Here is a 20904-nt window from a genome sequence, read left to right on the forward strand (position 1 = left end):
CGGGTCGGGTGGGCAAAAACGTCGCGCTCGGTCGGGTCGGCGGGCGCGTCGGGGGTTTTTGCCGCCGCCGGTCGGACCACTGACCGATGAGCCTCCCCGTCCAGTCGGCGGTCCTCGTCCTGAGCGTGGTCGGCCTCGGTCTGGGCGCCCGTGCACTCGTCGACAGCGTGGTGCGTCTCGCGCGCCGGGTGGGCCTCTCGGAACTCACCATCGGCCTGACCGTGGTCGCGGTCGGCACCTCGACGCCGGAACTGGTGGTCACGCTCGACGCGGCGTTCGGTGGGGCCGGCGGTATCGCCGTCGGCAACGTCGTCGGCTCGAACATCTACAACCTCGCGTTCGTCCTCGGGGTGGTCTCGCTGGTCCGGGTCGTCCCCGTCGACCGGTCGTTGCTCCACCGGGACGGGGTGCTCCTACTCGCCAGCACGCTGGTGGGTGCCGTCGTCCTCCTCGACCTGACTGTCTCACGGGTCGAGGGGGCGCTCCTCGTCGCGCTGTTCGTCGCCTACACGGCCTTCCTGCTCTGGGACTCACGGCGCGGGGGGGCCGCGAGCGACGGCGGCAAGACGGCCGAGGACCCGCTGGTGACGGACCTCACCGAGCGGGTCACGTTCCGCGGCCGCGACGCAGCCCTGCTCGCCGGCGGCCTCGCGGTCGTCCTCGTGAGCGGCCACTTCATGGTCGAGTCGGCGTCGGCCATCGCCCGCATCGCCGGCCTCTCCGAGGCGCTCGTCGGGGGGACCATCGTCGCTGCCGGCACGTCCACGCCGGAGCTCGCCGTCTCGCTCGTGGCGGTCCGACGCGGGAGTCTCGGTGTCTCCGTCGGCAACGTCGTCGGCTCGAACGTGTTCAACTTCCTCGCGGTGCTCGGACTGGGGGCGCTCGTCCGGCCGCTGACCACCGGGCCGGGCACCCTCGAGAACGTGGCGTGGCTCGTCGGTGTCGTCGGCGTAACCGTCGTCGCGCTCTGGTCCGGCCGGAAGCTCTCGCGGGCGGAAGGTGGCCTGTTCGCCGCGAGCGAGGTGGCCCGTTGGGCGCTGGGACTGCTCGGACTCGTTGGCTGACCGGACTCGACCAGCTACCGGTCGGCGCCCGGCTTGGGGCGCCAGTGCACGGCCGTCTGTGGGTGCAGCGGGTTCGGCCCGAGCGTGTCGTACACCACCCGCTCTACCGCGAGGCGGGCGTCCCCGCGCAGGGCCGCGAGCGCGGTGTCGTCGTACCCCCGTACTCGAGCGTAGTGCCGGCGCAACAGCCCGAGGGTCGTCTCCGGGTGTGCGTCGACCTGTTCGAGGTGGACGCCGCCGACCACCCGGCCCCCGGCCGCGCGCTCGGCCAACCGCTCGACCACGCCCGCGGTGTCGTCGAGCGTCGTCAGCACGCCGCGGGTGAACACGAGCACGTCGCCCGGAACCTCGTCCACGAGGCCCCACGACCCGGCGAGGTCGAACCGCTCGACCGATATCCGGTCGTGGTCGGCGTGGAGTTCGCGGGCGAGTTCGACGCCCGACTGGCTCCGTTCGGCGCCCACGACGCTCGCGTCGGGGAACGCCGTGGCGAGCGGCGCGAGCGTGGCCCCCCAGCCACAGCCGAGGTCGAGGACGGTGTCGGGGGTGGGCACGCCACGGACGGCCGTCTGCACCTCGAACCGCTCCAGTTCGAGCAGTTCGGCGGGCGAGACGAGGTGGAGCGACTCGCGTATCGAGACGGGACCGGGGTCGTCGCGTCCGGCAGCGGACACCCGCCGTGCGAGCGCCTCGGGCGTGAGCCCCTCGTCGCGATAGGCCGACAGGAAGTGCCCGTAGATCCCGTCATAGCGGTCGGCCGTGGTGTAGGCAACCGGGTCGTCCGGCGGGTCACCGTGCGGGTCGAGCAGGTACCGTGCCCACCCCGAGTGTTGCGGGAGCGCGTCGAGCGCGAGCGGCCTCATCGCCCACCCCCGGCGTCGTCGCTGGTCGGCGGTCGGTGCGTCGCCGTGGACAGTTGCATCGCTACCACGGGGTGAGAACGCGCACTCGCCCCGGCGAACGCTGGCAGGAAGAAACTACCGGCTGTCAGTCGAGGCCGAGGGACTCGCGCATCCGCGCCGGGTCGCCGTCCATCCGTTCCAGCAGGTCGAGGGCGCCCTCGCGTACCTCGGGCGTGACGGTCGCGAGGACCATCCCCTCGTCCGGCTGGCCGTAGACGAGGCTCGCCCCGTCGGGCGCGGCGACCAGCACCGGGAGGGCGGCGAGGTCCTCCTCGCCCTCGACGACGAGGACGGTCGTCTCGCCGTCGGCCGCGCGGTCGATGGCCGCCCGGAGTTCGGTCAACAGGTCGGCGGACAGGGTCGCCTGCGGGTTCGCCACCTCGACACGGTGGTCGAACCCCTCGATGGCGTCCCAGACCGCCTCCGCCACGGCTTCGCGTTTGGTCTTCCCGTCGACGAGCGCCACGTCGGGCCGGCGGTCCGCCTCGAGGAGGTGGTAGGTGACGACGTCGCCGACGGCGACGATGGGGTCGCCCGCCTCGGCGATGAGGTCGGCGGCGTCCGTGTAGATGGCCCCCATCGGGTCCTTCAGCTCCCCGCGCATCTCGTGCGGCAGGCTGAGGACCACGTCGGCCACGCTATCGGAGCCGTCCGCGTCGCCCATCTACCGGACCTTCAGCGCGTACTTGCCCGGTTCGGTCACGCCCATCTCACTGGCGATCTCGCTCGACTCGGGGTGGGCGATGACGACGTAGCCAGCCCAGTCCTCGGTGAGCGAGTTCGACCCGCAGACGGGACACTGTCCCCCCTCGTCGACGTCGAGGACACGGTGGCACTCGCGACAGACCAGTCGTTGCGCCATCTAGTCCCCCGTCTGCGCCTCGCGGCGCCGTCGGTCGGCTTCGAGCCACTCGTCCTTGCCGAGGCCGGGCTGTTTCGCCGTCAGACCGATCTTCGAGTCCCGCGGGTTGCGCTCGTCGATGGACTTCGTGACGATGCGCGTGCGGACGGCGTCGCCCACCCCGAGGACGCGGTTGGAGTCACGAGAGGCCAGTTGCTGGTTCTCGTCGTCGAACGCGAGGTACTCGTTGGAGATCTGTGAGACGTGCAGCAGTCCGTCGACGGGACCGATGCCGACGAAGGCGCCGAAGTTGACGACCTCGACGACCTCGCCGTCGACGACCTCCTGCATCTCGGGGTCGAACGTGATGGCGTCGAAGTCCGCCTCGTAGTAGACGCCGGGACGGTTCGGGAGGACGGCACCCGTGCCGATGTCCCGCACCTCGACGACGCTGACGACGGAGCCGACCTCCTCGTCCATCCGCCCCTCGAGTTTGTCCTGCAGCAGTCGTTTCACCAGGTCCGGCGTGACGTCCGCGAGGAACTCGGGTGGGACCTCGACGGTGTCACGGAGTCGTACGCGTTTGTACATGTGCTATGGTTCGTTGCGTTCGAGTTTGTTGTGCCCCCGTAAACCGATTACGGGAACCCCCGCCTCGAACAGGCGGTCTCTGAGCGGTCTGTCGTTCGTCACCACCGTCGCCTCCAGCTCGCGGGCCACCTCCAGCACCGCGTCGTCGGCGTAGGGCGCGTCGTGCTCGACCGGCGTCGCGCGCTCGGCGAGGTCCGCCCCCACGCTGGCGGCGGTGGCCTCCGTCCCGGCACCCGACGAGAGCTTCGCCAGCTCGTCGAGGACCGCCTCGGGCACGAACAGCTCGTACCCCGGCGGCAGGATGCGGTCGAGTTCGTCGAACAGTCGCACGTCCAGTTCGACCGGCATCATCAGCGCGTTCGTGTCGAGCACGACGTTCATCTACTCCAGCGTCCCGACGCCGATGAGCCGCCAGCGCGAGCCGACCCGTCGGTTGATGGCGATCTTGGCGCCGGGGTCGGCACAGACGGGGCGCTTGAGCCGCACCTCACACTCCCCGGTCCGGGCCGACGTGACCGCCCCGACCGTCGTCGCCGTGCCGACGGTCATCATCAGCGGTTCGCCCGTCGAGATCTCCTCGATCTCGGCCTCTTCGTCGCCGACGACGCGGTCCAGCAGGTCCACGGTCATCGTGAACGAGTCGTGGACCTCGGGGAGCGACCCCGGCGGGCCCGCGACCTGCCCGGCCAACGCGTCACCCTTCGTCATCGAGGGGTCGAGTCCGGTCCCGACACCCACGAGGCCACCGGGGGTGACCTCGTCGGCCATCTGGCCGCCGGCCTGCAGCGAGCGGACCGTCGTCGTGACGGGGACGTACTCGTCGCCGTCGGGCTGTGCGCCGGGACGGATCTCGATATCGTCGCCGACGGTGAGTTTCCCACGGGTGAGGGACCCGCCGATGACCCCACCGGAGAGGTTCTCGAACGTCGTGCCGGGGCGGTTGATGTCGAACGAGCGGGCGACCTGCATCCGCGCGTCGGCGTCCGGGTCGCGCTCGGGCGTGGGGATGGTCTCCTCGATAGCGTCGATGAGCAGGTCGATGTTCACGCCCTGCTGGGCCGAGATGGGGACGATGGGCGCGCCCTCGGCGACGGTGCCCTCGACGAACTCCTCGATCTCGGCCTTGTTCCGCTTCGCCTCCTCGGCGTCGGCCACGAGGTCGATCTTGTTCTGCGCGATGACGATGTTCTCCAGCCCCATGATGTCCAGCGCCATCAGGTGCTCCTGGGTCTGGGCCTGGGGGACGGGTTCGTTCGCCCCGATGACCAGCACGGCACCGTCCATCAGCGAGGCGCCCGACAGCATCGTCGCCATCAGCGTCTCGTGGCCGGGCGCGTCGACGAACGAGACCGTCCGGAGGATCTCGGTCTCCTCGCCGTCGACCTCCTCCTCGACGGTGTAGCACTCCGGCGGGTCGACCCCCGGAACGCGGCGGAACGTGGCGTCGGCGTAGCCGAGGCGGATGGAGATGCCGCGTTTCATCTCCTCGGAGTGCTGGTCGGTCCACTGACCGCTGAGGGCCTGGACCAGTGTGGTCTTCCCGTGGTCCACGTGGCCGACCAGTCCGATGTTCACCTCCGGTTGTCGGTGTGTCTGCGACATCAGTAATGTAGTGGCTATCGACGCCTGCGAAGTATAAGGGTACCGAACCATGTTTTTCCGCTCGGGTGCGCCTGCGGCGCACCACTCCCGCAAAAACATGGGTCAAAAAGGCGCCACTCGGCGGCAAGCCGCCTCGTGGCGGGTGGGTTACGGGACCGCACCGCATCGCGACCGCGGCTCGACCCGCACCTCGGGTCGGTCTCGCCGACGCACTTCACTTCGTTTCAGCGAAGCCTTTAGCCACTCGCGGCCCAGTGGCCGTTCATGAGCGACGCACGCGACGCCCGCGACCCCTCCACGGCGGGCGACGACGACGAACTGCTCGCCTGCGAGGAGTGCATCTCCCCGGCCGAGGCGTTCGCGGTCGTCGGCAACGAGACGCGCCTCCGTATCCTCGAGGCGCTCTGGGAGGTCGAGCGGCCCGTCTCCTTCTCGGACCTCCGGCGCGAGGTCGGGATGCGTGACTCCGCGCAGTTCAACTACCACCTCTCGAAGTTGACCGGCCAGTTCGTCCGGAAGGTCGAGGACGAGCACGGCGAGAGCGCTGGCTACGACTTCCGACAGGCCGGCCGTGCGGTCATCCGCTCGGTGCTCGCCGGCACCCTCAACCAGGACCCGCGACTCGACCCGTTCGAGGTCGAGGGCGAGTGTGTCGAGTGCGACGGCCCCCTGCAGGCCGAGTACCGCGACGAACACCTCCTCGTCCGGTGTGCGGAGTGCCAGCGGCCCCACGGTGCCTACGAGTTCCCGCCCGGAGGCCTCGAGGACCGGACCCGCGAGGAGATACTCGACGCGTTCAACCAGCGCGCGCGTCACCTCGCCTGTCTCTCGAAGGACGGCGTCTGCCCGGAGTGTAACGGCCGGATGGTCACGACCGTCGAGCGCGCCGACGGCGAGGAGCGGATGGGGCTGGACGTGAAGGTGGACTACGAGTGCCAGCGCTGTCACCTCCACACCGCCTCCTCTGTGGGGCTCGCGCTGCTCGACGACGCCGAGGTGGTCTCGTTCTACCGCGACCACGGCGTCGACCTGAACGAGGTGCCGTACTGGACGCTGGAGTGGTGCGTGACCGACCGCCACACGACCGTCGAGAGCGAGGAGCCGTGGCGGCTCCGCGTCGAGGTGAGCCTCGACGGCGAGACGCTCGTCGCCCGCCTCGACGGCGACCTCGCCGTGGTCGACACGGAGCGACGGGCCCGCGAGGTCGAAGCGTGAGTCCGGCGTCGACCCTCCGCTCGGTCGGGGCACGAGTGGCCGCCGCGACCCGGCAGCGCCTCGCCACACTCGGGACCTACCGGACGGACCTCAGACGGCGGAGCCGGCGGCTGGCGACGGACGCGCTGGTCGCGCTCGCGATGCTGGCTGTCCTCGCCGTGGTGGTCGCCGCCGCGGGCTACGCCGTCGTATTCGCAGTGAACGCCGGCGGCACCCCCGGCGTCGTCCTCGGGTGGACGGCGGCGTTCGCGTTCGCCGTCTCGCTCCCCGTCGTGGCCATGAAACTCTCCAGCGCCCTCTATGCTCGGCTCGGCGTCTGAGACGCGTACTGGTACCGGGACGACCCGGAGCCGCCCCCTACATAAACCACGTGCGTATCGCTGGCACGATACTTATCCGCACGGAAGGCTACGGTCGGGCCATGAGTTCCGACACCGGGGAGTACGCCGACCGGACACTGGAGGCGGTGGCCGAGGCGGGGTCGTCACCGACCGAGGACGTCGACGTCTCGGCGCTTCCCCTGCCACCGTACCCGCCGAACCTCGGGTCCCCGAAGCTCCACGTCCTCCGGCAGATGCGCGACCCGAGGCGGTTCATGTTCGAGTCGATGGCCACCCGCGACGTCGTCCGGACCCACTTCGTCGGGATGGGCGACATCTACAACCTCGCACACCCCGAACACTCCAAGCGCATCCTGCTGACCGAGCGCGACCGGTTCAGCAAGACCGACGACTTCTCCATCGCGTTCGGCGAGGGGCTCCTCACGGTCGAGGGAGAGGAGTGGCGTCAGCAACGCGACGTCCTCCAGCCGCTGTTCGTCCGGGAGTCGGTCCGCGGATACGGCGACGGGATGGTCGAGCAGATCCGGCGCCGGTCGGACCGGTGGGCCGACGGCCAGCGCATCGACCTGCAGCGCGAGATGACCCACATGACCCTCGACGTGCTGTTCGCCACCGTGCTCGGGCGCGAACTCGAACTCGACGGCGACGAGGCCATCCGCGAGGCGTCCGAGCGCCTCCACGACTGGTTCCTCCCCACGTCGTGGTTCCTGCCGAACTGGGTGCCGACGCCCGCCCGACGACGGTTCACGGAGGCGAAGCGGACACTCGAACGCGAGGCGACCCGACTGCTGGAGGAGAAGACGGCCGAGGGCGCACCCACCGACCCGAGCGAGGCGACGGACCTGCTCTCGCTGCTCGTCGGGCTGCGACAGGCCGGCGTCACCGACTCGGGGATGCTCACCGACGAGCGCCTGCGCGACCAGATGGTGACGATGATATTCGCGGGCCACGACACCACGACGACCACGCTCTCGTTCGCGTTCTACCTGCTCGCACACCACCCGGAGGTCCGCGAGCGGTTCCACGCGGAGGTCGACACGCTCGACGGTCCGCCGACGATGGCCGACGTGGACGACCTTGAGGTGACCGAGCGCGTCGTCACCGAGACGCTACGGCTGTTCCCGCCGGTCCACACCCTCCCACGACTGGCCGACGAGGACGTGGCCTTCGACGGCTACCGGGTGCCCGCCGGGGGGCGCATCTCCATCCCCATCTTCCGCATCCAGCGCGACCCGCGGTTCTTCGAGGCCCCCGACGAGTTCAGACCCGAGCGGTGGACCCCCGAGTTCAGGCAGTCGCTACACAACTTCGCGTACGCCCCGTTCGGTGGCGGCCCGCGCATCTGTATCGGGCGCGAGTTCGCCCTGCTGGAGGCGAAACTCGCGCTCGCGACGGTCGGCCGGCAGTACGAACTCTACCACCTCGGCGACGACGACGACGAGCCGACGAGTTTCGAGATGACCACCCGGATGCGAGCGGGTGAGCAGTTCCTCGTCACCGAACGCTGAGGGTTCACACGCCGGCGATAGCCTCTTCTCACCACCCGCCGAGCGCCCGACGTGGACCACCCGGAACTCGTCGAGACCCTCGACGCCGAACTCGGCGTGCACGTCACCGGCCTCGAGCTGCTCGCCGACGGCCTGAACCGGGTCGTCGCCGTCACCACGGCGGAGAGCGGCGACCCCTCGGCCTACGTCCTCCGGCGACCGACGGCCCTGCGCGAGAGCGAGGTGTTCGTCGACCTGCGGACGGAGTACGCGGTCCTCGAGCGACTCACCGAGACCCCGGTCCCCGCGCCAGCGCCGGTGCTGTACCACGGCGACGCGTCGCTCCTCGGCCGGCCGTTCGCCGTGGTCGAGCACCTGCCGGGCCGGCCGTTCCCGTGGGGGGCCGACCTGCCGGAGCGGTACCGGACCCCGGCCACCCGTGACCGTGTCGCCACGCTCGTCGTCGAGACGCTCGCCGAGGTCCACGCCGTCGACACCGCTCCGTTCGCGACCGTCTGCGAGCGGGTCACTACGCAGGAGCAGATCGAGCGGACCGCCACCCGCGTCGACGCGGTGACCGACGCGACGGGCCACCGACTCGCGGGACTTCGCCGGGTGGCCGACCGACTCCGCGAGCGCGTGCCGGCCACCGCGGCGACGGAGAAGGCGCTCGTCCACGGTGACTTCCGGCCGGGCAACCTCCTGTTCGACGGCGACCCCCTCGCCGTGACGGGGGTCCTCGACTGGGAGACGGCGATGCTCGGTGACCCGCTGACGGAGCTGGGGTACCTCCTGCTCGACTGGCGGGGCGGGACCGAGTCGTGGCCGGCCCCGTCGGCCGTCGACGCCCCCGCCGACGCCGCGGGGATGGACCGGGTCCACGAACTCCACCGCGAGGGGCTGAGCCCGTTCACGCACCGGCCGGGGAGCCCCGCTGCCGACGAACTGGTCGCGCGCTACGAGGCACGCTCGAGTCGGTCGTTCACCGACGGTCCGTTCTACCGGGCGCTCGCGGCGTTCGGGCTGGCGACGGTCTGGGCCGACATCCACCGACACGCGGTGGCGACGGGGGCAGCCGACCCCGTCGACGCGCTCCCGGTCGTCGAGTACACGGCGCTCGTCGCCGAACACATCCTCGAGGCGGCAGCGGAGTAGTAGTGGGTCGCGGGCGGCGTGCGCACACGGCGCACACCTTTGACCCCCGGTGCTCTACTACGGCCATGTCGTTCGACCCGGACCGCGTGGAGACGGTCACCTTCGACTCGTACAGTACCATCGTGGACGTGGCGTCGGCGGTGGAGGCGCTGGAGGGCCGCGTCGAGGACCCCGAGCGAGCGGCCGACCACTGGCGCGCCCACTCGCTGCTGTACACGATGGTCGCCAACGAGATCGACGAGTACGAGCCGTTCTACGAGATGAACCGGCACGCCGCGACGAACGCGCTCGCGCTGTTCGGCGACGGCGAGGTTGACGAGGCGACCCGCGACGAGGTGACGAGCGTCTACCACGACCTGCACGTGTTCGAGGACGTCCGGTCGGGGATGGACCGACTCGCCGACGAGTACGACCTCTACGTCGTCTCGAACGGGAACCCGGAGATGCTGGCGACGATGGTCGAGCAGGCCGACATCGGCGACCTGCTGGTCGACACCGTGAGCGCCGACGAGGTGGAGACGTTCAAGCCCCACCCCGAGATCTACCGGCACGCGGCGGGCCGGACGGGGACCCCCATCGAGAAGCTAGCCCACGTCTCGGCGGGGTGGTTCGACGTCCACGGCTCGAAACACGCCGGGATGCAGGCGGTGTGGGTGAACCGGGACGGCGGGCCGTTCGTCACCTACGGGCCGCGACCGGACCTCGAGGTCGAGTCGTTCCACGAGTTGGCCGACGAACTGGGCGTGTAGCGGCGGCACCACTGCGTGTGGAGACGAACGGCGTACGCGGGCTGAAAGACTCCGATATCCTTTTACGGCTCTCCGGGCCATCTACGTACCAACGAACCATGGAAATCGACATCATCTCCGAGCAGGAGAACCCGATGTTGCACCGTCGGGACGTCCGTTTCGAGGTCGTCCACGAGGACGCCACGCCCTCGCGACTGTCCGTGCGTGACTCGCTCGCCGCGAAACTGAACAAGGACGCCGCCGAGGTCGTCGTCCACGCCGTCGACACCAAGTACGGGATGCGCAAGTCCATCGGCTACGCGAAGGTGTACGACACGCCGGACGCCGCCCGCGACGTCGAGCAGGCCTACATGCTCGAGCGCAACAAGATCGGCGTCGACGAGGAGGCCGAGGCCGAGGCCGAGGCGGAGGAGGCCTGAGATGGGCCGTCACGAGTACTACAACGACGACGGCACCACGGACAAGCAGATGTGCCCCCGCTGCGGGGACACGTTCCTCGGTGACCACAGCGACCGCCTCCACTGCGGGCGCTGCTCGTACACCGAGTGGAAGTAGATAGGTGACCCGCGTCCTCGGCATCGAGGGCACCGCCTGGGCGGCCAGCGCGGCGCTGTTCGATTCGGGGGACGACCGCTGTTTCATCGAGAGCGACCCCTACCAGCCCGAGAGCGGCGGCATCCACCCGCGCGAGGCCGCCGAGCACATGCGCGGTGCCATCCCGCGCGTCGTCGAGACGGCCCTCGAACACGCCCGCGAGACCCACGAGGGCGACGGCGGCGTCGACGCCGTCGCGTTCTCCAGGGGACCCGGTCTCGGCCCCTGCCTCCGCATCGTCGGGACCGCTGCTCGTGCGCTCGCCCAGCGACTCGACGTGCCCCTCGTGGGCGTGAACCACATGGTCGCACACCTCGAGATCGGCCGACACCGCTCGGGGTTCGAGGACCCCATCTGCCTGAACGCGAGCGGTGCGAACGCCCACGTCCTCGCCTACCGCAACGGTCGCTACCGGGTGGTCGGCGAGACGATGGACACGGGCGTCGGCAACGCCATCGACAAGTTCACCCGCCACCTCGACTGGACCCACCCCGGCGGCCCGAAGGTCGAACAGGCCGCGAAGGACGGCGAGTACGTCGACCTGCCGTACGTCGTGAAGGGGATGGACTTCTCGTTCTCGGGTATCATGAGCGCCGCGAAGCAGGCGGTGGACGACGGCGTCCCCGTCGAGGACGTCTGTTTCTCCCTGCAGGAGAATATCTTCGGGATGCTGACCGAGGTGGCCGAACGGGCGCTCTCGCTGACCGGGAGCGAGGAACTCGTCCTCGGCGGTGGCGTAGGACAGAACGGCCGCCTGCGCGAGATGCTCGGGGCGATGTGCGAGGCGCGTGGAGCCGAGTTCTACGCGCCCGAGCCACGCTTCCTCCGGGACAACGCCGGGATGATCGCCGTGCTCGGCGCGACGATGTACGAGGCCGGCGACACCGTCGCGGTCGAGGACTCGCGGGTGTTGCCGGACTTCCGGCCGGACAAGGTGGCGGTGTCGTGGCGGGCCGCGAACCCACCGGCGCGTCGGGTCGACGCCACCGAGGTGCGCGGCGCCGAGGCGCTCGTCGACATCGGCCCAGAGCGGGTGACCAAGCGCCGGCGGCCCAAGTCCTACCGCCACCCGGCGCTGGACGAGCGACTGCGAGCCGAGCGGACCCGTTCGGAGGCGCGGCTCACGAGCGACGCCCGGCGGCAGGGCGTGCCCACCCCCGTCGTCTTCGACGTGGACGACGTCGAGGCCACACTGACGTTCGAGACGGTGGGCGAGCGTGACCTGCGCGAGCGACTGGACGAGCGTGGCGTCCGCGACGTTGGTCGGCACCTCGCGGCGCTCCACAGGGCCAGTCTGGTCCACGGCGACCCGACGCCGCGGAACGTCCGGGTGGACGGTGGCCGGACCCACCTCGTCGACTTCGGCCTCGGCTACTACTCCGAGGACGTGGAGGACCACGCGATGGACCTGCACGTGTTCGAGCAGTCGCTGGCCGGTACCGCGGACGACGCCGACGCGCTGCGGGCGGCGTTCGAGGATGCCTACCGGGAGCGGGGCGACGAGGCAGTCGTCGCGCAGTTGCGCGAGGTGGAGGGGCGGGGACGGTACCAGTAGTCACGGCTCGCGTCTCGGAACGACCGCATAGGCTATGTTCTCGAGACGATGAGTGTCTCCTAGAGACTCCACTGGGGGGTGGACGACACCATGCTCGACAGGACCGACGGCGGCACTCGAGGCGACTCCTCAGTCGTCGGCTCGCTGCTCCTCGTAGCCGTCGTGGCCGTCTCGGCGACCGTGGTCGGGAGCGTCGGCGTGGCGAACGTGTTCGAACCGGAGCCGCCGGTCACCGCGTTCGAGGCCGACTTCGAGGGTGAGTCGGTGCGGCTGACGTACGTCGGGGCCGAGACGGTCGACGGAGACGAGTTGCGACTCGAGGACCGGTCGGGCGAGGCGTTCTCGAAACAGTGGGCCGGGAACGTCTCGCCCGGCGAGAGCCTCGTGTTGGACGACGACTGGGACGGCGAACCGGTGCGAGTCGTCTGGACCGGCGAGAGCAGCCGTCAGTCGGCGACACTGTCCGAGTTCGCACCGCCGACGTCCACGGAGACGGGTACTGGAACGTCGACGCCGGCGGCCACATCGACACCGACCGCGACTCCCACGCCAACACCGACACCAACGCCGACAGCGACACCGACCGCGACTCCCACCCCAACACCGACACCAACACCGACGCCAACGCCCACACCGGCACCATCACCGACCATCGATTCGGTCACGGTGACCGACAAGCGTCTCGAATCCCGCGGCAGCTGGACCGAAGAGGTGTTCGACGTCGAGACGACGTTGAGCGGTGTCGACGACGACCACTGGCTGGTGTACGTCCTGCGAGATTCACAAGGTAACATCGTCACGTACAGTTTCGACACGTCGGTCGCCAGCGGCGAGTCGAGGACGACACTCCTGGTCAGGGGATGGGGACGACAGCCCCGGTACCGACTCGACGTGTACCTCTACGACAGCGCAACGGGACGTTTCGACGACATCGAATCGAAGACCGTCTATCCGCCGTAGGCCAGCTCGCACCCACAGCCCGATTCCGAACCCACCAGTAAACCCTTATCCTGCGCTGTCGTACGCCGGGCCATGGCAGACAAACCTCAGTCCGGAGAACTGTTCGGCATCCCGTACAACTTCGAGCGGCCGTCGCTGGGTCGGATGTTCTCCTCCTACTGGCAGCCCGGCGAGGGGATGCTGGTCGAGAAGCCGTTCGGCATCGGCTACACGCTGAACCTCGCCAACTGGCGCTCGTGGGTCGTCCTCCTCGTCGCCGGTGGGCTGATCTACCAGGAGACCCAGTCCGCGAAGGCCGCCGAGGGGGCCGAGGACGAACCGGTCGAAGTGCTCGTCGACTGAGCGGCAAACGCAGTCGTCTTACTCCCCCCGCTCGCACCGCCAGTCGTGACGCTCCGCTACGTGACGACCAACGAGGGCAAGGTCCGCGAGGCACGCGAGTACCTCGACAGCGTCGAACCGCTGGACTACGACTACACCGAGGTGCAGGCCGACACGCTCGAACCCATCGCGGCCCACGGGGCGCGAGAGGCGTTCCGGGCCGCTGGCGAGGAACCAGTCATCGTCGACGACGCCGGCCTGTTCGTCGAGGGACTCGGCGGCTTCCCCGGCCCCTACTCGGCGTACGTCGAGGACACCCTCGGCGTGGAGACGGTCGGGCGAGTCGCTCGAGCGGAACTCGGCGAGACACCGCGGGCGGCCTTCCGGTGTGTCGTCGCCTACTGTGACGGCGAAGGGTTCGCCGCCACGCCCGAACCCGTCGACCTCGGGGACCGCCGGGGCGCCGACCTCTCGGCCGAGGACCGGGGGAGTGCAGCCACCGACGACACCGTCGCGGAGGGGTCGCTCCCGGTCAAACTGTTCACCGGGAGTGTGCCGGGGCGTATCGTCGAACCCCGTGGCGACGGTGGGTTCGGCTACGACCCCATCTTCGAACACGACGGGCAGACGCTCGCGGAGATGCGCACCGAGGAGAAGAACGCCATCTCCCACCGGGGGCGGGCGCTGGCGAAGTTCGCGGAGTGGTACGCCGAGCGCTAGGGAGGCGAGTGCTCCCGACACCGCCACCTGTCTGACCGACACCACCACGACCCTCGGGGTCCGACGGGGGACCGATGCAGGTCCGCCCCGCAAACCCCGAGGACACCGAGTCGATGATGCACCTCCACGTCGCCTCAATCCACGCGTTCGGTCCCGAGACGTACACCGACGAGCAGGTCGAGGCGTGGGCCACGCTCCCGGACGGCGCGCCGGGCTACCCCATCGGCGAACCGGGGGAGTACTACGTCGTGGCCGAGCGGGACGACGGACTCGCCGGCTTCGGCCACCTCACCGACGACGGCGAGGGGTACGGCACGGACGCGGCCGTCGAGGCCGTCTACGTCGGTCCGGACCACGCCGGTCGTGGGGTCGGGAGCGCCATCCTCGCGCACCTCGAGGGCTACGCGCGGGCGTCGGGCCACGAGTCCCTCGGACTGTGGGCGTCGCTGAACGCCGTCCCGTTCTACGAGGCCAGCGGGTGGGAGCGGGTCGCTGAGCGTGACCACGAGACGAGCGGCGCCGTCCTGACGGTGGTCGAGATGCGCAGAGACCTCGGAGGGGCGCGGACAGAGCTATGACCGGCCGCGTCGCCTAGGCCGACATGAGCCACGGAACGGTACTCGTCACGGGCGCCTCGGCCGGCATCGGCCGCGCGCTCACCGACCAGTTCGCCGCGAACGGGTGGGACCCCGTCCTCGTCGCCCGGCGCGAGGAGCGACTCGCCTCGGCCTGCGAGGAACTCGAGGCTGCGTTCGGCGTCGACGCCGACTACGTCGTGCAGGACCTCGCCGTCGACGGAGCCTGTGACGCGCTCTACGGGACGGTCACCGAGGAACTGGGCCGCGAGGTGGACATCCTCGTCAACAACGTCGGCGTCGGGACGCAGGGCGAGTACGTCGACGTCGAGGCCGAGCGTGACCTCCAGCAGTTGCAGTTGAACGTCGTGGTCCCGAGCCACCTCGCCAAACTGTTCGGCCGCGACATGAAGCAGCGAGGCGACGGCTACGTGTTGAACGTGGCCTCGTCGGCCGCGTTCCAGCCCGGCCCGTACATGGCCGTCTACTACGCCTCGAAGGCGTACCTGCTCTCGTTCTCCGAGGCACTGCACGAGGAACTGAAGCCACACGGCGTCACCGTCACGGCGCTCTGTCCCGGCCCCGTCGAGACGGAGTTCCAGGAGCGCGCGGAGAACACCGACACACCCATCGGCGGGGGTCGGGGTGGGTTCGTCTCGTTCCAGCAGGCCGACGAGGTGGCCGAGGCCGGCTACGACGGGCTGATGGACGGGAAGGCGGTCGTGATCCCGGGGCTGGACTACAAACTGCTGGCGAAACTGACGGGGGTCCTCCCACGGTCGGTGACCCGGAGACTCGCGGCGCAGTTGAACCACTGAGCGGGAGTCAGCCCCGCGGGTCGCGGTCCGGCCCCGGATACGTACCCTCGCCGACCTCCGGCCAGAGCCGCTCCGGTCGGAACACCGCGGCGAACGCCCGGGGCGTGCGGACGCTCACGTCCACGTGTCCCTTCAGGTTGGCCCCACCCGCCGCGCTCGTCAGTCGCTCGTCGAACGAGAGCAGGTGGGCGGCGCCGCCGGCGTGTGCCGAGGCGAGGCCGGGATGGTCGCCCGGCGTCTGCTCGACCGGTTCACGCCACGCCTCGACCCGTTCGCGCCAGTCTGCGGCGAGCGAGTCGTCGGCCAGTTCGCTCACGACCGCCTCGGCGTCGTCGAGCAACGGGTCACTCGCCACGAGCGTCAGCCAGGAGTGCTCGCGCAGGGCGTCGAGCGCCCGCCGGGCGTCGCCACCGACCAGCAGGTCCGCGGCGAGGACGTCCGCGTCGGCGACCACGCGGGTGGGGTCCGGCCCGTCCGCGTGCTCGTGTTCACTCATCGGCGTCCCGTCGTTCCCGCAGTGTCTCGCGCACGTCCGCGACGGTCACGCCTCCGGGTGCCCGGTCGAACAGCGTCGCCCAGTCCATGTGGCGAGGAGTCGGGCCGGGGCCAAAGCCTCACCGGCGCGAGAGCACCGCCCACCCGAGGGCGCCGGCGACGAACGCCACCCCCACGTTCGTGAGGACGGCGAGGACGCCGACACCGACCGCGAGCAGTCGGCCCGCCCCCTCCGTCTCGGTGAGCGCGGTGCGGGCGAGGCTGGCGGCGACGACGAACAGGAGCGCACCGAGCAGTGCCATCGGGAACCCGACCCAGAGACCAGCGACGAGCGCGGCCCCGAGGTAGCCCACGGCGAGGACGAGGTTCGCCGCGCCGGTCCGGGCACCGAAGGCGTGTTTCCCGGCGAGCCCGCCGCTCCCGTGACACATCGGTACCGCACCGAACGGGACGGCGAGGAGGTTCATCGTCCCCATCGAACGCGAGAGCCGGTCGGGCGACACGTCGCGGTCGAACAGGTCCGAACAGAGCAGCGAGGTGGCGACGGCTGCGTTGCCGACCGTCATCGCCAACTGCGCGGCGAGACCGGAGCCGGCGGCGACGGTGAGGTCGGGACCACCGGTCGGGAAGAGGGCGAGGTCGGGGACCGAGACGCTCGGAAGGCCGCCGGTCAGTGCCACGGCCGTACCGACGAGGAGGACGGCCAGCGCGCCCGCCCGGCGGTCGAGGAGCGTCGCCACGCCCGCCACCGCGAGACCGGCGACGGCGACCAGCGGTGCCTCGACGCTCAGGCCGAGGCCGGCCTCGACGAGGAGGAGCGCCACCGCGAACTGGACCCCCCGGACGACGGGTCGCCCGACGACGCTCGCCACCCGACCGACCAGGCCGAGGTGGCCGGCGGCCAGCAGGACAGCGCCGGCCAGCAGGCCAGCACCCAGGAGTTCGCCGTAGGAGAGCGCCCCGGCGATGGCGAGGCCGGCGAGTGCCTTCATCGGCTCGACGGAGAGCGGCAGGCCGTAGACCAGCCCCCAGACGGCCTGGAAGACGGCGAACCCGACGAGGACGTGCGCGAGCGAGGCGTCCGTCAGCGCGCCGAGGGCGACGACGATGGGCAGGACCGTCACCGAGTCACCGACCGCACCGGTCACCTCGCCGACCGAGAAGTCGAGGCGGCGCTCGCGTGCGGTACCGGTCCCGAGGCTCACACCCGTTCTGAGGCCCGACCGACCTTCAGTATTGTCAGAAACCGTACTTGTTTGCCGTTCGAGCGGCGGGAAACCGCCCACGGTTACCCGGTCAGTAGACGAGTTCTCCCTCGACGAACTGGCGCGCCCGGTCGTCGCCGGGAGCCTCGAACACCCGGTCGGTGGCGCCCTGCTCGATGACGGTACCGTCGAGGAACACGGCCACGCGGTCGGCGACCCGGCGGGCCTGGTCCATGTCGTGCGTGGCGAGGACGACGGCGATGTCCCGGTCACGGGCGTCCCCGACGGCGTCCTCGATGAGGGCCGTGTTGCGCGGGTCGAGGTTCGACGTGGGTTCGTCGAGCAGGAGGGCGTCCGGGTCGGGCGCGAGCGCTCGCGCGAACGCGACACGCTGTGCCTCGCCCGCCGAGAGTTCGCTCGCACGCTGGTCGACCCGTTCCGCCATCCCGACGGTCGCCAGCGCCTCGCGGGCCGCGTCGGGGACCGTCTGCTCGACGGTCAGCCTGGAGAGCCACGGCGGTACCCGCTCGGCCATCCCGAGGGTAGCGAACAGCTCGCGGAGCCGCGTCTCGTCGAGCCCGAGGCGGACTCGGAGCCACGAACTCATCCGGTCGCGCCACGGTCGGCGCACGGTCAGTCCGTAAGCCGCGTTGGCGCCGACCGTGGTCGAGAACAGCGAACGGTCCTGGAACACCATCCCCAGCCGTTTGCGGCGGGCGAGTCGCTCCTCGGCCGGGAGCGCCCAGACGTCCTCGCCGTCGAGCGCGACGGTACCGGCGTCGGGCCGCTCGAACAGCGAGAGTAGCCTGAGGAGGGTGGTCTTGCCCGTCCCGGAGGGACCGATGATGGCCAGCACCTCGCCCCGGTCGGCAGAGAGGGTCACGTCCGAGAGGATGTGAGCGTCCTCGTAGCCGAAGGTGAGGTCGCTCGCGGCGAGCATCGCCATCAGCGCTCGCCTCGTTGCTTGACGTAGCCACCCAGCGCGTTGACGCCGAGCGCCAGTGCGAGGAGGATGACACCGAGCGCGATGCCGGTCTCGTACTGCCCCTTGCGCGCCTCGATGGTGATGGCCGTGGTCAGGGTGCGGGTGAGCGACTCGCGCTGGCCGGCCTCGTTGATGATTGCGATGTTGCCGCCGACGATGAGGACTGACCCCACCTCGCTCACGGCGCGCCCGAACCCCGCGAGGACCGCGGTGATGACCCCGTAGCGCGCCTCACGGACGACGGTCAACTGGACGTCGCGTCGGGTGCCGCCGGCGGCGAACGCGGCGTCGCGGAGCGACTGGTCGACCCCCTCGATGGCCGAGAGTGAGACGCTCGTGATGACGGGGAACGCGAGGACGATCTGCGAGACGATCATCGCCCGCCGGGTGAACAGCAGTTCGAACGTCCCGAGCGGCCCCGAGTTCGACAACAGGAGCAACACCGCGAGTCCCACGACGACGCTCGGGAACCCCATCCCCGTGTTGACCACCGTCTCGACGACGCCCTTGCCCGGGAACTCGGTGAATCCGAGTGCGAGCGCCGTCAGCACGCCGAGGACGGTGGCGATGGCGACCGCGGTGAGACTCACCTCCAGGGTGACTCTCGCCACGCTGAACAGGTACGGCAGGCTGAACTCCGAGAGGAGTCCCTGCAGGGGGACCGGGAGCGGGACGAGCGTGGGGCCGAGCGGGAGGGCCGGAAGCGACACGACTGCCGTGTCCATCGCCACCTCAGTAGTCGTTGGGGACGATAGTGTCGACCCAGTGACGGTACTGGGCGCGGCGCATCGACTCGGCCGAGCCGTCGAAGTCCTGGGGGACGTACTGGCCGAACTGCGGACCGTCGGCCAGCGCGTTCGGGAAGAACAGCTGCTGGCCGTTGGCGGTGTACTCCTCGATTGCCGTCTGGCCGCCGGGTGAGGTGAGGAACCCGACGTAGGCCATCGCCGCCTGGTAGTTCACGTTGTCGTGGACCGCCGGGTTCACCGGGATGACCCCGTAGGGGTTCATCAGTATCTCCGGGCCGTCTTTGAGCGGTCCCTGGACGTGGATGACGAGGTCGATCTCGTCCTGCTGGGAGAGGTAGGTCCCGCGGTCGGCGAGCGTGTAGCCGGGCGACTGGTTGGCCTGGTTCAGCGTCGCCCCCATCCCCTGACCGGTCTCCTGGTACCACGAGCCGCTGGGCTCGGTGCCGGCGGCCTCCCAGATGTTGAGTTCCTTCTTGTTCGTCCCGGAGTCGTCGCCGCGGGAGAGGAACGTGGCCTGCTCGCTGGCGATAGTGTCGAACGCCTCCGTCGCGCTGCCCATCCCGTCGATGCCGGCCGGGTCGTCCTCCGGACCGACGACGACGAAGTCGTTGAACATCACGTCGCGACGGTTCAGCCCCACACCGTCGCTGATGAACTCGTCCTCCGCGCCGCGGGCGTGGACGAGGATGACGTCGGCGTCACCGTCCCGTGCAGTCTGGATGGCCGCCCCGGTCCCTTGCGAGATGGTCTCGACCTGGATGCCGAACGACTCCTGGAACGTCGGGTTCAGGGCGTCGAGCAGGCCAGTGTCGTACGTGCTGGTGGTCGTGGCGAGGACGAGCGACCCGTCGCCCACGTCGCTACTGCCGCCGTCGCTCCCGTCGCCGTCGCCGTTCCCGTCGTCGCCGCTCTGGTTCGCGCCGAGGCTCTCGGTACACCCCGAGAGGCCGAGGGCACTCGCGGCGCTCGCCGCCGCGATGAACGCTCGGCGGCCCGTGCTCGGACCAGCTCCGTCGCTGTCGTGTCGGTCGTCGGACATCGGTGTCCCGCCGTTGTGCCGGCCACGACATAACGTTTTGCACCACGTCCTCGCCGCCGCTGGCCGTCGTCCCGGATCGCGGGGACGGGAACCGGGGAACGGGGGAACGGTTTTGTCCGCGAGCGACGGACCCGCGGTATGGACGCCGGTTTCGAGGCCCGACTCCACGCCGACGGAGTGACGTTCGAGGCGCGGGACGCGGACCTCTTGCGTGCCGTCGACAGCGAGGGGTCGCTCAACGCGGCCGCGGCCGCGCTCGAGCGGTCGTACTCCCGGTCACACGAGCGGCTCGGTGACCTCGAAGGGGCGTTCGGCCCGCTCGTCGAGCGGACCCGGGGGGGGAGCGGTGGCGGCGGCAGTCGGCTCACGGACCGAGCGCGCGCGCTGTTGGCCCGGTTCGACCGCCTGCGCGCGGAGTACTCCGGTGTCGCCGCCGGCGCCGAGACGGTGCTCGAGGGGGAGGTCCTGGGCCGAACCGGCGAACTCGCCACCGTCCGGACGGGCGTCGGCGAGCTGCGGGCGCTCGCACCAGACGGTGCCGAGGCGGTGCAGGTGACCCTCCGGGCCGACGCCGTGACGCTCCACGACCCGGACGAGGCCCCACCGGCGGGTGGGACGAGCGCACGCAACCGACTCGCCGGGACCGTCGACGGTGTCGACGCCGGCGAGGCCGTCGCACGCGTCGCCGTCGACGTGGGGGCGACCGACCCGCTCGTCGCGCTCGTCACGGTCGAGAGCCTCGAACGCCTCGACCTCCGACCCGGCAGGCCCGTGGTGGCGACGTTCAAGGCCACCGCCACGCGGGCCGTGGAGCGCTGAACCGCCGCGTGGTCGACCGGCCCTGACCGCGGTGAGTCTCTCGCCGACGTGCTCGCCGAGTGCCACCGCCGACGCCGGGCAGAGATGTACCAGTCAACTGACTTGTACTGGCCACGAGCGCG

Annotated in this window: 25 protein-coding genes and 1 pseudogene; 15 read left to right on the forward strand and 11 right to left on the reverse strand. The window is 70.5% G+C overall.

Annotated features, from left to right (window positions below):
• Positions 1–86: 86 nt before the first annotated feature.
• The gene (locus tag N0B31_RS10700; RefSeq protein WP_260643857.1) at positions 87–1064 is read left to right on the forward strand and encodes a calcium/sodium antiporter; all 978 of its coding nucleotides are present in this window, start codon (positions 87–89) and stop codon (positions 1062–1064) included.
• 14 nt (positions 1065–1078) lie between these two features.
• Here N0B31_RS10700 and N0B31_RS10705 read toward each other — a convergent pair whose 3' ends face one another.
• From N0B31_RS10705 to N0B31_RS10730, 6 genes are all read right to left on the reverse strand, one after another.
• Entirely contained in the window at positions 1079–1927 is an 849-nt protein-coding gene (locus N0B31_RS10705) for a class I SAM-dependent methyltransferase (RefSeq protein ID WP_260643858.1), read from the reverse strand.
• A 124-nt stretch (positions 1928–2051) separates the two neighbouring features.
• The gene (locus N0B31_RS10710; RefSeq protein ID WP_260643977.1) at positions 2052–2603 is read right to left on the reverse strand and encodes a GTP-dependent dephospho-CoA kinase family protein; all 552 of its coding nucleotides are present in this window, start codon (positions 2601–2603) and stop codon (positions 2052–2054) included.
• Positions 2604–2630: 27 nt separating this feature from the next.
• Positions 2631–2828: a transcription elongation factor subunit Spt4 gene (gene spt4, locus N0B31_RS10715; protein WP_260643859.1), complete on the reverse strand. Its 198-nt coding sequence runs from the start codon at positions 2826–2828 to the stop codon at positions 2631–2633.
• On the reverse strand, positions 2829–3398 hold the full coding sequence (locus N0B31_RS10720) for a DNA-directed RNA polymerase (RefSeq protein ID WP_260643860.1): 570 nt from the start codon (positions 3396–3398) through the stop codon (positions 2829–2831).
• Positions 3399–3401: 3 nt separating this feature from the next.
• On the reverse strand, positions 3402–3779 hold the full coding sequence (locus N0B31_RS10725) for a type II toxin-antitoxin system VapC family toxin (RefSeq protein ID WP_260643861.1): 378 nt from the start codon (positions 3777–3779) through the stop codon (positions 3402–3404).
• Positions 3780–5000: a translation initiation factor IF-2 subunit gamma gene (locus N0B31_RS10730; RefSeq protein WP_260643862.1), complete on the reverse strand. Its 1221-nt coding sequence runs from the start codon at positions 4998–5000 to the stop codon at positions 3780–3782.
• Positions 5001–5264: 264 nt separating this feature from the next.
• On the opposite strand from N0B31_RS10730, the gene N0B31_RS10735 reads away from it, so the two are divergent.
• The 13 genes and pseudogenes from N0B31_RS10735 (at position 5265) to N0B31_RS10795 (ending at position 15490) form a co-directional block, all read left to right on the forward strand.
• The gene (locus N0B31_RS10735) at positions 5265–6215 is read left to right on the forward strand and encodes a winged helix-turn-helix domain-containing protein (protein WP_260643863.1); all 951 of its coding nucleotides are present in this window, start codon (positions 5265–5267) and stop codon (positions 6213–6215) included.
• Positions 6212–6535, forward strand: a complete 324-nt coding sequence (locus N0B31_RS10740; protein ID WP_260643864.1) for a hypothetical protein — start codon at positions 6212–6214, stop codon at positions 6533–6535. The genes N0B31_RS10735 and N0B31_RS10740 overlap by 4 nt, the downstream gene beginning before the upstream one ends.
• 101 nt (positions 6536–6636) lie before the next feature.
• Entirely contained in the window at positions 6637–8064 is a 1428-nt protein-coding gene (locus N0B31_RS10745; protein WP_260643865.1) for a cytochrome P450, read from the forward strand.
• Positions 8065–8115: 51 nt separating this feature from the next.
• Entirely contained in the window at positions 8116–9198 is a 1083-nt protein-coding gene (locus N0B31_RS10750; protein ID WP_260643866.1) for a phosphotransferase family protein, read from the forward strand.
• Between the two features lie 65 nt (positions 9199–9263).
• Positions 9264–9842 (forward strand): annotated as a pseudogene (locus N0B31_RS10755) (haloacid dehalogenase type II); the annotation flags it as partial.
• A 203-nt stretch (positions 9843–10045) separates the two neighbouring features.
• On the forward strand, positions 10046–10366 hold the full coding sequence (locus N0B31_RS10760; protein ID WP_260643868.1) for a 30S ribosomal protein S24e: 321 nt from the start codon (positions 10046–10048) through the stop codon (positions 10364–10366).
• Between the two features lies 1 nt (position 10367).
• Positions 10368–10502 carry a 30S ribosomal protein S27ae gene (locus N0B31_RS10765; RefSeq protein ID WP_260643869.1) on the forward strand — a complete coding sequence of 45 codons (135 nt, stop codon included), beginning with the start codon at positions 10368–10370 and terminating at the stop codon, positions 10500–10502.
• Positions 10503–10506: 4 nt separating this feature from the next.
• Positions 10507–12096, forward strand: coding sequence for a bifunctional N(6)-L-threonylcarbamoyladenine synthase/serine/threonine protein kinase (locus N0B31_RS10770; protein WP_260643870.1), 1590 nt, complete (start codon positions 10507–10509; stop codon positions 12094–12096).
• A 90-nt stretch (positions 12097–12186) separates the two neighbouring features.
• Positions 12187–13056, forward strand: coding sequence for a hypothetical protein (locus N0B31_RS10775; RefSeq protein WP_260643871.1), 870 nt, complete (start codon positions 12187–12189; stop codon positions 13054–13056).
• Positions 13057–13128: 72 nt separating this feature from the next.
• Positions 13129–13398, forward strand: a complete 270-nt coding sequence (locus N0B31_RS10780) for a DUF5808 domain-containing protein (RefSeq protein WP_260643872.1) — start codon at positions 13129–13131, stop codon at positions 13396–13398.
• Between the two features lie 45 nt (positions 13399–13443).
• The gene (locus N0B31_RS10785) at positions 13444–14097 is read left to right on the forward strand and encodes a non-canonical purine NTP pyrophosphatase (protein WP_260643873.1); all 654 of its coding nucleotides are present in this window, start codon (positions 13444–13446) and stop codon (positions 14095–14097) included.
• Between the two features lie 74 nt (positions 14098–14171).
• The gene (locus N0B31_RS10790) at positions 14172–14675 is read left to right on the forward strand and encodes a GNAT family N-acetyltransferase (protein WP_260643874.1); all 504 of its coding nucleotides are present in this window, start codon (positions 14172–14174) and stop codon (positions 14673–14675) included.
• A 23-nt stretch (positions 14676–14698) separates the two neighbouring features.
• Positions 14699–15490 carry an SDR family NAD(P)-dependent oxidoreductase gene (locus N0B31_RS10795; RefSeq protein ID WP_260643875.1) on the forward strand — a complete coding sequence of 264 codons (792 nt, stop codon included), beginning with the start codon at positions 14699–14701 and terminating at the stop codon, positions 15488–15490.
• Between the two features lie 7 nt (positions 15491–15497).
• On the opposite strand, the gene N0B31_RS10800 is transcribed toward N0B31_RS10795, so the two are convergent.
• From N0B31_RS10800 to N0B31_RS10820, 5 genes are all read right to left on the reverse strand, one after another.
• A complete protein-coding gene (locus N0B31_RS10800) occupies positions 15498–15986 on the reverse strand; it encodes a DUF7384 family protein (RefSeq protein ID WP_260643876.1) in 489 nt (162 codons plus the stop codon).
• Between the two features lie 118 nt (positions 15987–16104).
• Entirely contained in the window at positions 16105–17190 is a 1086-nt protein-coding gene (locus tag N0B31_RS10805) for a putative sulfate/molybdate transporter (RefSeq protein WP_260643877.1), read from the reverse strand.
• A 91-nt stretch (positions 17191–17281) separates the two neighbouring features.
• On the reverse strand, positions 17282–18136 hold the full coding sequence (locus tag N0B31_RS10810; RefSeq protein ID WP_260643878.1) for an amino acid ABC transporter ATP-binding protein: 855 nt from the start codon (positions 18134–18136) through the stop codon (positions 17282–17284).
• Entirely contained in the window at positions 18136–18900 is a 765-nt protein-coding gene (locus N0B31_RS10815) for an ABC transporter permease (protein WP_260643879.1), read from the reverse strand. Before N0B31_RS10815 ends, N0B31_RS10810 begins: the two co-directional genes overlap by 1 nt.
• Positions 18901–18907: 7 nt before the next feature.
• Complete coding sequence (locus N0B31_RS10820; RefSeq protein ID WP_260643880.1) at positions 18908–19963, reverse strand: ABC transporter substrate-binding protein; 1056 nt, start codon at positions 19961–19963, stop codon at positions 18908–18910.
• 138 nt (positions 19964–20101) lie between these two features.
• Here N0B31_RS10820 and N0B31_RS10825 point away from each other — a divergent pair, with 138 nt between their 5' ends.
• Positions 20102–20782, forward strand: coding sequence for a TOBE domain-containing protein (locus tag N0B31_RS10825; RefSeq protein ID WP_260643881.1), 681 nt, complete (start codon positions 20102–20104; stop codon positions 20780–20782).
• The last annotated feature ends 122 nt before the right edge of the window (positions 20783–20904 follow it).

Origin of the sequence: Salinirubellus salinus, assembly GCF_025231485.1 — an archaeon.
In the GTDB taxonomy this organism is placed as follows: domain Archaea; phylum Halobacteriota; class Halobacteria; order Halobacteriales; family Haloarculaceae; genus Salinirubellus; species Salinirubellus salinus.

Coding starts and splice junctions, on each gene's coding strand:
- N0B31_RS10700 (WP_260643857.1), top strand. CDS start 87: ATGAGCCTCCCCGTCCAGTCGGCGGTCCTCGTCCTGAGCGTGGTCGGC.
- N0B31_RS10705 (WP_260643858.1), bottom strand. CDS start 1,927: ATGAGGCCGCTCGCGCTCGACGCGCTCCCGCAACACTCGGGGTGGGCA.
- spt4 (WP_260643859.1), bottom strand. CDS start 2,828: ATGGCGCAACGACTGGTCTGTCGCGAGTGCCACCGTGTCCTCGACGTC.
- N0B31_RS10720 (WP_260643860.1), bottom strand. CDS start 3,398: ATGTACAAACGCGTACGACTCCGTGACACCGTCGAGGTCCCACCCGAG.
- N0B31_RS10725 (WP_260643861.1), bottom strand. CDS start 3,779: ATGAACGTCGTGCTCGACACGAACGCGCTGATGATGCCGGTCGAACTG.
- N0B31_RS10730 (WP_260643862.1), bottom strand. CDS start 5,000: ATGTCGCAGACACACCGACAACCGGAGGTGAACATCGGACTGGTCGGC.
- N0B31_RS10735 (WP_260643863.1), top strand. CDS start 5,265: ATGAGCGACGCACGCGACGCCCGCGACCCCTCCACGGCGGGCGACGAC.
- N0B31_RS10745 (WP_260643865.1), top strand. CDS start 6,637: ATGAGTTCCGACACCGGGGAGTACGCCGACCGGACACTGGAGGCGGTG.
- N0B31_RS10760 (WP_260643868.1), top strand. CDS start 10,046: ATGGAAATCGACATCATCTCCGAGCAGGAGAACCCGATGTTGCACCGT.
- N0B31_RS10765 (WP_260643869.1), top strand. CDS start 10,368: ATGGGCCGTCACGAGTACTACAACGACGACGGCACCACGGACAAGCAG.
- N0B31_RS10775 (WP_260643871.1), top strand. CDS start 12,187: ATGCTCGACAGGACCGACGGCGGCACTCGAGGCGACTCCTCAGTCGTC.
- N0B31_RS10780 (WP_260643872.1), top strand. CDS start 13,129: ATGGCAGACAAACCTCAGTCCGGAGAACTGTTCGGCATCCCGTACAAC.
- N0B31_RS10790 (WP_260643874.1), top strand. CDS start 14,172: ATGCAGGTCCGCCCCGCAAACCCCGAGGACACCGAGTCGATGATGCAC.
- N0B31_RS10795 (WP_260643875.1), top strand. CDS start 14,699: ATGAGCCACGGAACGGTACTCGTCACGGGCGCCTCGGCCGGCATCGGC.
- N0B31_RS10800 (WP_260643876.1), bottom strand. CDS start 15,986: ATGAGTGAACACGAGCACGCGGACGGGCCGGACCCCACCCGCGTGGTC.
- N0B31_RS10810 (WP_260643878.1), bottom strand. CDS start 18,136: ATGGCGATGCTCGCCGCGAGCGACCTCACCTTCGGCTACGAGGACGCT.
- N0B31_RS10815 (WP_260643879.1), bottom strand. CDS start 18,900: ATGGACACGGCAGTCGTGTCGCTTCCGGCCCTCCCGCTCGGCCCCACG.
- N0B31_RS10820 (WP_260643880.1), bottom strand. CDS start 19,963: ATGTCCGACGACCGACACGACAGCGACGGAGCTGGTCCGAGCACGGGC.
- N0B31_RS10825 (WP_260643881.1), top strand. CDS start 20,102: ATGGACGCCGGTTTCGAGGCCCGACTCCACGCCGACGGAGTGACGTTC.